Source organism: Burkholderia sp. 3C (assembly GCF_054589155.1).
This window is the reverse complement of sequence record NZ_BAAILN010000044.1, coordinates 432,394-438,393: the sequence shown is the minus strand read 5'-3', so window position 1 is coordinate 438,393 and position 6,000 is coordinate 432,394. Positions and strand designations below refer to the sequence as shown.

Annotated in this window: 6 protein-coding genes; 4 read left to right on the top strand and 2 right to left on the bottom strand. The window is 66.9% G+C overall.

Going from position 1 to position 6,000, the window contains the following annotated elements; genetic code table 11:
* Nucleotides 1–36 precede the first annotated feature (36 nt).
* From rfaD to cysM, 3 genes are all read left to right on the top strand, one after another.
* Entirely contained in the window at nucleotides 37–1,029 is a 993-nt protein-coding gene (gene rfaD, locus ACYP33_RS08360) for an ADP-glyceromanno-heptose 6-epimerase (RefSeq protein WP_459620918.1), read from the top strand.
* A 74-nt stretch (nucleotides 1,030–1,103) separates the two neighbouring features.
* Nucleotides 1,104–1,421 carry a ComEA family DNA-binding protein gene (locus ACYP33_RS08355; RefSeq protein WP_459620916.1) on the top strand — a complete coding sequence of 106 codons (318 nt, stop codon included), beginning with the start codon at nucleotides 1,104–1,106 and terminating at the stop codon, nucleotides 1,419–1,421.
* Between the two features lie 255 nt (nucleotides 1,422–1,676).
* Entirely contained in the window at nucleotides 1,677–2,579 is a 903-nt protein-coding gene (gene cysM, locus ACYP33_RS08350; RefSeq protein WP_414450141.1) for a cysteine synthase CysM, read from the top strand.
* Between the two features lie 106 nt (nucleotides 2,580–2,685).
* On the opposite strand, the gene mltB is transcribed toward cysM, so the two are convergent.
* Nucleotides 2,686–3,945, bottom strand: a complete 1,260-nt coding sequence (gene mltB, locus ACYP33_RS08345) for a lytic murein transglycosylase B (RefSeq protein ID WP_414450140.1) — start codon at nucleotides 3,943–3,945, stop codon at nucleotides 2,686–2,688.
* A gap of 179 nt (nucleotides 3,946–4,124) precedes the next feature.
* Here mltB and ACYP33_RS08340 point away from each other — a divergent pair, with 179 nt between their 5' ends.
* Nucleotides 4,125–5,048 (top strand): histone deacetylase family protein, encoded by a 924-nt coding sequence (locus tag ACYP33_RS08340; protein ID WP_459620914.1) that lies wholly within the window; start codon nucleotides 4,125–4,127, stop codon nucleotides 5,046–5,048.
* A 16-nt stretch (nucleotides 5,049–5,064) separates the two neighbouring features.
* Here ACYP33_RS08340 and ACYP33_RS08335 read toward each other — a convergent pair whose 3' ends face one another.
* Nucleotides 5,065–5,898 (bottom strand): alpha/beta hydrolase, encoded by an 834-nt coding sequence (locus ACYP33_RS08335; RefSeq protein WP_459621082.1) that lies wholly within the window; start codon nucleotides 5,896–5,898, stop codon nucleotides 5,065–5,067.
* Nucleotides 5,899–6,000: the final 102 nt, after the last annotated feature.

The window sequence follows — 6,000 nt, the reverse complement described above, 5'->3', positions numbered from 1 at the left end:
CCCCCCCGCTTCATTCACTTTCCGAGAAGGACGATCATGACGCTCATCGTCACCGGCGCAGCCGGTTTCATCGGCGCGAATCTCGTCAAGGCGCTCAACGAGCGCGGCGAAACGCGCATCATCGCGGTCGACAACCTGACCCGCGCAGACAAGTTCAAGAACCTCGTCGATTGCGAAATCGACGACTACCTCGACAAGACCGAGTTCGTCGAGCGCTTCCAGCGCGGCGATTTCGGCAAGGTGCGCGCGGTGTTCCATGAAGGCGCCTGTTCGGACACGATGGAAACCGACGGCCGCTACATGATGGACAACAACTTCCGCTACAGCCGCGCGGTGCTCGACACCTGCCTGGCGAACGGCACGCAGTTTCTGTACGCGTCGTCGGCGGCGATCTACGGTGGCTCGACGCGCTTTGTCGAGGATCGTGAGGTGGAAGCGCCGCTGAACGTGTACGGTTATTCGAAGTTCCTGTTCGATCAGGTGATCCGCCGCGTGCTGCCCGACGCGAAGAGCCAGATTGCGGGCTTTCGCTACTTCAACGTGTACGGCGCGCGCGAAACCCACAAGGGCCGCATGGCCTCGGTGGCGTTTCACAACTTCAACCAGTTCCGCGCCGAGGGCAAGGTCAAGCTGTTCGGCGAGTACAACGGCTATGCACCCGGTGAGCAGACGCGCGATTTCGTCTCGGTCGAGGATGTCGTGAAGGTCAACCTGTTCTTCTTCGATCATCCGGAGAAGTCGGGCATCTTCAACCTCGGCACGGGCCGCGCCCAGCCGTTCAACGACATCGCCACCTCGGTGGTCAACACGCTGCGCGCGCTCGACGGCCAGCCGCCGCTGACGCTGGCCCAGCAGGTCGAGCAGGGGCTGATCGAATACGTGCCGTTCCCCGACGCGCTGCGCGGCAAGTATCAATGCTTCACGCAGGCCGATCAGGGCAAGCTGCGCGCGGCCGGTTACGACGCACCGTTCCTGACGGTGCAGGAAGGCGTCGACCGTTACGTGCGCTGGCTGTTCGGCCAGCTGTAAGCCAGATCGGATCGTCCCTACACTGGGTCTCACGGTCGGCAGCCGCCGGCCGTTTTTCTTGATGGGAGATCCGGATGCTGAAGAAGATTCTGGTGGTGGCAATGTGTTGCGCGGGGCTGGCTCAGGCGTGGGCCGCGGTCGACGTCAATCAGGCGAGCGACGATGCGCTGCGTGGCATCAAGGGCATCGGTCCGGCGAAGGCCAAGGCGATCGTCGACGAGCGCGCCGCGCATGGGCCGTTCAAGGATGCCGCCGATCTCGCGCGACGCGTGAGCGGTATCGGCGAGAAATCGGTCGAGCGGCTCGTGTCCGACGGCCTGACGATCGGTGCCGCGAAGGCGCCGGCCGCGCGCGCCGCTACGGCGGTGCCGGCGAAGCTGTCCGGCAAGTGATCGATAAATAGCCGGCTTCGCCCGGTCAGGCGGGTCGCGTTGGGCGCGCGGCTTGCATCATGCCGTCATGGCTCCTTCAGCCGTCGCTGGTCGACGGATTCCCGCGGCGCTGTCGCGGGTTTTTTGCGTGATGGGCCGGTGCGGCGCCGAGCGCGCGTATCGTCTTCCCGCCCGGCCGCGATTCCGCCCCGCACGGCGGATCCGACGCTGGATTACAATCTTCGGATTCATCGGCCTCGCATCCACATTACGTTCATGGCTTACAAAACTATCGAAGACACGATCGGCAACACGCCGCTCGTGCAGCTCGTCCGGGTGCCGGACGACGAGATTCGCTCGCGCAACAACGTGATCCTCGCGAAGCTCGAAGGCAACAACCCGGCCGGTTCGGTGAAGGATCGGCCCGCGCTGTCGATGATCCGCAAGGCCGAGGAGCGTGGCCGGATCAAGCCGGGCGACACGCTGATCGAGGCGACCAGCGGCAATACCGGCATCGCGCTGGCGATGGCCGCGGCGATCCGCGGCTACAAGATGCTGCTGGTCATGCCGGAAGATCTCTCGGTCGAGCGCCGTCAGAGCATGGCCGCCTACGGCGCCGAAATCGTGCTCACGCCCACCAAGGGCGGCATGGAGCTGGCGCGCGATCTGGCCGACCAGATGCAGCGCGAAGGCAAGGGCGTGATCCTCGATCAGTTCGCCAATCCCGACAATCCGCTCGCCCACGTCGAAACCACCGGCCCCGAAATCTGGCGCGATACCGAAGGCCGCATCACGCACTTCGTATCGGCGATGGGCACGACGGGCACCATCATGGGCACGTCGCAGTTCCTGAAGAGCCAGAACGAGAAGGTCGAGATCGTCGGCGCGCAGCCCGAGGACGGCTCGCGCATTCCGGGCATCCGCAAGTGGCCCGAAGCCTACATGCCGTCGATCTTCGACCGCAGCCGCGTCGATCGCGTCGAGAACGTGAGCCAGGCCGCCTCGGAAGCGATGGCGCGCAAGCTGGCGGCCGTCGAAGGCATTTTCTGCGGCATCTCGTCGGGCGGCGCGTGCGAAGTGGCGATGCGCATCGCGCGTCAGGTCGAGAACGCGACGATCGTGTTCATCGTGTGTGACCGCGGCGACCGTTATCTGTCGACGGGCGTGTTCCCGGCCTGAGCGTTCGCATCGCATCCGGCGCGCCTCGCATGACGGCGCGCCCATGAAAAAAGCGCCGTTGAAGAACGGCGCTTTTTCTTTGTGGCGTGGCTTGGCGCCACAGGGCTTACTGCGTCGCGAGCATCTTCTGCTTCACGCGTTCACCCAACTGATACACGGACAGCGCATAGAAGAAGCTGCGGTTGTAGCGCGTCAGCACGTAGAAATTCTTCAGGCCGATCTTGTACTCGGTGGCGCGGCCCGGGCTCGGCAGGTCGATCACCAGCACCGGCGTGCTCGCTTCGGCGGCCGCATTGACCGACGGCTCGTCGAGCACGAGGCCGGCCTGCGTCAGTTGCGACAGTTGCAGGTGCGGCTCGGGCTTGCCGTCGGCGGCGGCTTGCGCCACGCCCTGGCTGCCCGCGTCGGACGCGATGTTCCACACCACCGGGCGGCCCGGCTCCCAACCGTGCTGCTTAAGATAGTTTGCCACGCTGCCGATCGCGTCGGCCGTGCTGGTGCGCAGGTTGATCTGGCCGGTGCCTTCGTAGTCGACCGCATAGCTGCGGATGCTGCTCGGCAGGAACTGCGGAATGCCGATCGCACCCGTGTAGGAGCCCTTCACGCTGGTCGGATCGATCTGGCTGTCGCGCGTCCAGACCAGGAAATCCTCGAGGTTCTTGCGGAAGGTTGCCTGGCGGTCGTCGCGGTTCGGCGTGTCCGGGTAGTCGAAGGCCAGCGTGGTCAGCGCGTCGAGCGTCGGGAAGTTGCCCATGAAGCGGCCGTAGATCGTCTCCACGCCGATGATGCCGACGATCACTTCGGGCGGCACGCCGAATTCGTTCGAGGCGCGCTGCAGCGTGGCCTGATTCGCACGCCAGAACTTCACGCCGGCGTTGATGCGGATCGTGTCGAGAAAGCGCGATTGATAGACGCGCCAGTTCTTGACCGACGGCGACGGGGCCGGACGCACCAGGCGCACGGCCGTCGCCGAATAGTTCGCACTGGCAAACAATGCGTGCAGGCGCGCCGGATCGAGCCCGTCGCGTGCGGCGATTTCGTTGATGAAGGCATCGACCTTCGGATTGTTCGCATACTGTTGCGGCACGATCTGTTCTTCCGACGGCGACAGGCCGATGGCCGGCGACGGCTGTGGCGCTGCCGCCGAAGGCACGGTGGCGACGACGGGCGCCGCCACCGGCGTGCCGGCCGCGGCGTTTGCCGGTGCGGTGGCGATCGCGCCGGCCGGTTGCGCGGCCTGCGGGCCGGCCGGCGTCTGCGCGCATGCGGCCAGCGTCGCGACGGCTGCAGCGAGCACCAGGCTCTTGAGCGGAAAGCGAGAAGGCGAACGAAGCGAAGGGGAGACGGCGGACGATCGGAGAGTCATGGGAACCGGAGGAAGGACAGCGCGGTTGAGTTCGGGGCAGTATAACTGACGCTTTTCGCGCATCGGTTTGGTGCCGAGGCCAATGTGGTAAGTTAGCGGCGAATCCGCGCGCGACGACGCGTCGTCATCATCGAAGGAGACTCGCGGCACCGGCTTCGCTCGTGTCGCGACACACGTCAATGGCAACCGCTTTTTACACGCATCCCGATTGTCTGCTGCACGAGATGGGCGAGTGGCATCCGGAATGCCCGTCGCGGCTGTCGGCGATCCAGGATCAACTGATCGCCAGCCGGATCGACGACCTGATCGAACACGAGAGCGCGCCGCTCGCGAGCGAGGCGGATCTGGCGCGCGTTCATACGCACGCGCACATCGACTACCTGCGCTCGAGCATCCCCGACGCCGGCTACTTCACGCTCGACCCCGACACCTCGATGAACCCGCACACGTGGCGCGCCGCGTTGCGCGCGGCCGGCGCGGCGATCGCGGCCACCGACGCGGTGATCGAGGGGCGCTACGACAACGCGTTCTGCAGCGTGCGGCCGCCCGGCCATCACGCCGAGCCGGCGCGTGCGATGGGCTTCTGCTTCCTCAACAACGTGGCGATCGCGGCGCGCCATGCGCTCGACGTGCACGGGCTCGAACGGGTCGCCGTGATCGATTTCGACGTGCATCACGGCAACGGCACCGAGGCCGCGTTCGCGAACGACCCGCGGGTGCTGATGTGCAGCTTCTTCCAGCATCCGCTGTTCCCGTTCTCGGGCACCGAGCACCCGGCCGCGAACATGGTCAACGTGCCGGTGCCGGCGCGCACCAACGGCATGACGATCCGCGAGACGGTGGATTTGCTGTGGATGCCGCGGCTCGAGGCGTTTCGTCCGCAGATGCTGTTCGTGTCGGCCGGCTTCGACGCGCATCGCGAGGACGATCTCGGCCGCATGGGGCTGGTGGAGGCCGACTACGAATGGCTGACCGCGCAGATCTGCGACGTGGCGCGGCGTCATGCGCAGGGCCGCATTGTCAGTTGCCTCGAAGGCGGCTACAACCTGTCGGCGCTCGGGCGCAGCGTGGTCGCGCATCTGCGCACGCTGGCCGGGATCTGAGCGCGGCCGCCGTCATTCAGCTTCTCGCCACGATCCAGCCGATCAGCGCGCCGATCACGCGCTCGCGTTCGAGGTCGTTCATCGTCTCGTGATAGTTGCCGTCGTAGAGCGTCAGCGACTTGTCGGCCGGCCCGGCCTGCGCGCCGAACTCGCGGCTGCCTTCGGGCTCGGTCAGCTTGTCGGCCGTGCCGTGGTAGATGAGCGTGGGTAACGCCAACGACGCCCGGCCGCGCGCAATTCGCTCCATCGCCACCAGGATTTCCGCGCCGGTGCGCGCGGGCACCGCGCCGTGATGCACGAGCGGATCGGCGCGATTGGCGGCCACCACGGCCGGGTCGCGCGAGAGCAGTGCCGCGTCGATCTTCAGCGCCGGAAAGCGCGGCCACACGCGGCTGATGAAGCGGCTCGCGGCCAGCATCCAGCGCGGTACGTCGCGGCCGGGGGCAAGTGCCGGGCTCGACAGGATCAGCCCGGCGAAGCGGCGGCCCCGCACGTTCGCGTGCTCGATCGCGTAGAGCGCGGCGATCGCGCCACCCATGCTGTGTCCCATCAGGAACAGCGGCGTCGTGCCGTGAGCGCTGCCGGCGTGGGTGGCGTAATCGACGAGCGCGTCGGCATCGTCGAGATAGCGGTCGAACCGTTCGACCCAGGCGCGCGGGCCGGGCGAGCGGCCGTGGCCGCGCAGGTCGACGGCCACCAGTTCGATGCCGGCCGCGTTCAGCCTGCCGGCCAGCGCGTCGTAGCGGCGCGCGTGTTCGCCCAGCCCGTGGAGCAGCGCGACCGTCGCCCGTGGCGTGTCGCCCGCCGGCCAGCGCCAGGCGGCCAGCTCGATGCCGTCGGCCGTGCGCACGCTTGCACCGACTGCTGCTGCTGAAGGTCCTGCATGCCCCGACGGGGGAAGCGTGGCGTTCATCGCGCGTGTCTCCGATAGGGCGGATGGAAGTGCCGACGA

Excerpts from the sequence above, each read along its gene's own strand:
- cysM (WP_414450141.1), top strand. The coding sequence starts at position 1,677 with ATGGCTTACAAAACTATCGAAGACACGATCGGCAACACGCCGCTCGTG.
- mltB (WP_414450140.1), bottom strand. The coding sequence starts at position 3,945 with ATGACTCTCCGATCGTCCGCCGTCTCCCCTTCGCTTCGTTCGCCTTCT.
- ACYP33_RS08355 (WP_459620916.1), top strand. The coding sequence starts at position 1,104 with ATGCTGAAGAAGATTCTGGTGGTGGCAATGTGTTGCGCGGGGCTGGCT.
- rfaD (WP_459620918.1), top strand. The coding sequence starts at position 37 with ATGACGCTCATCGTCACCGGCGCAGCCGGTTTCATCGGCGCGAATCTC.
- ACYP33_RS08340 (WP_459620914.1), top strand. The coding sequence starts at position 4,125 with ATGGCAACCGCTTTTTACACGCATCCCGATTGTCTGCTGCACGAGATG.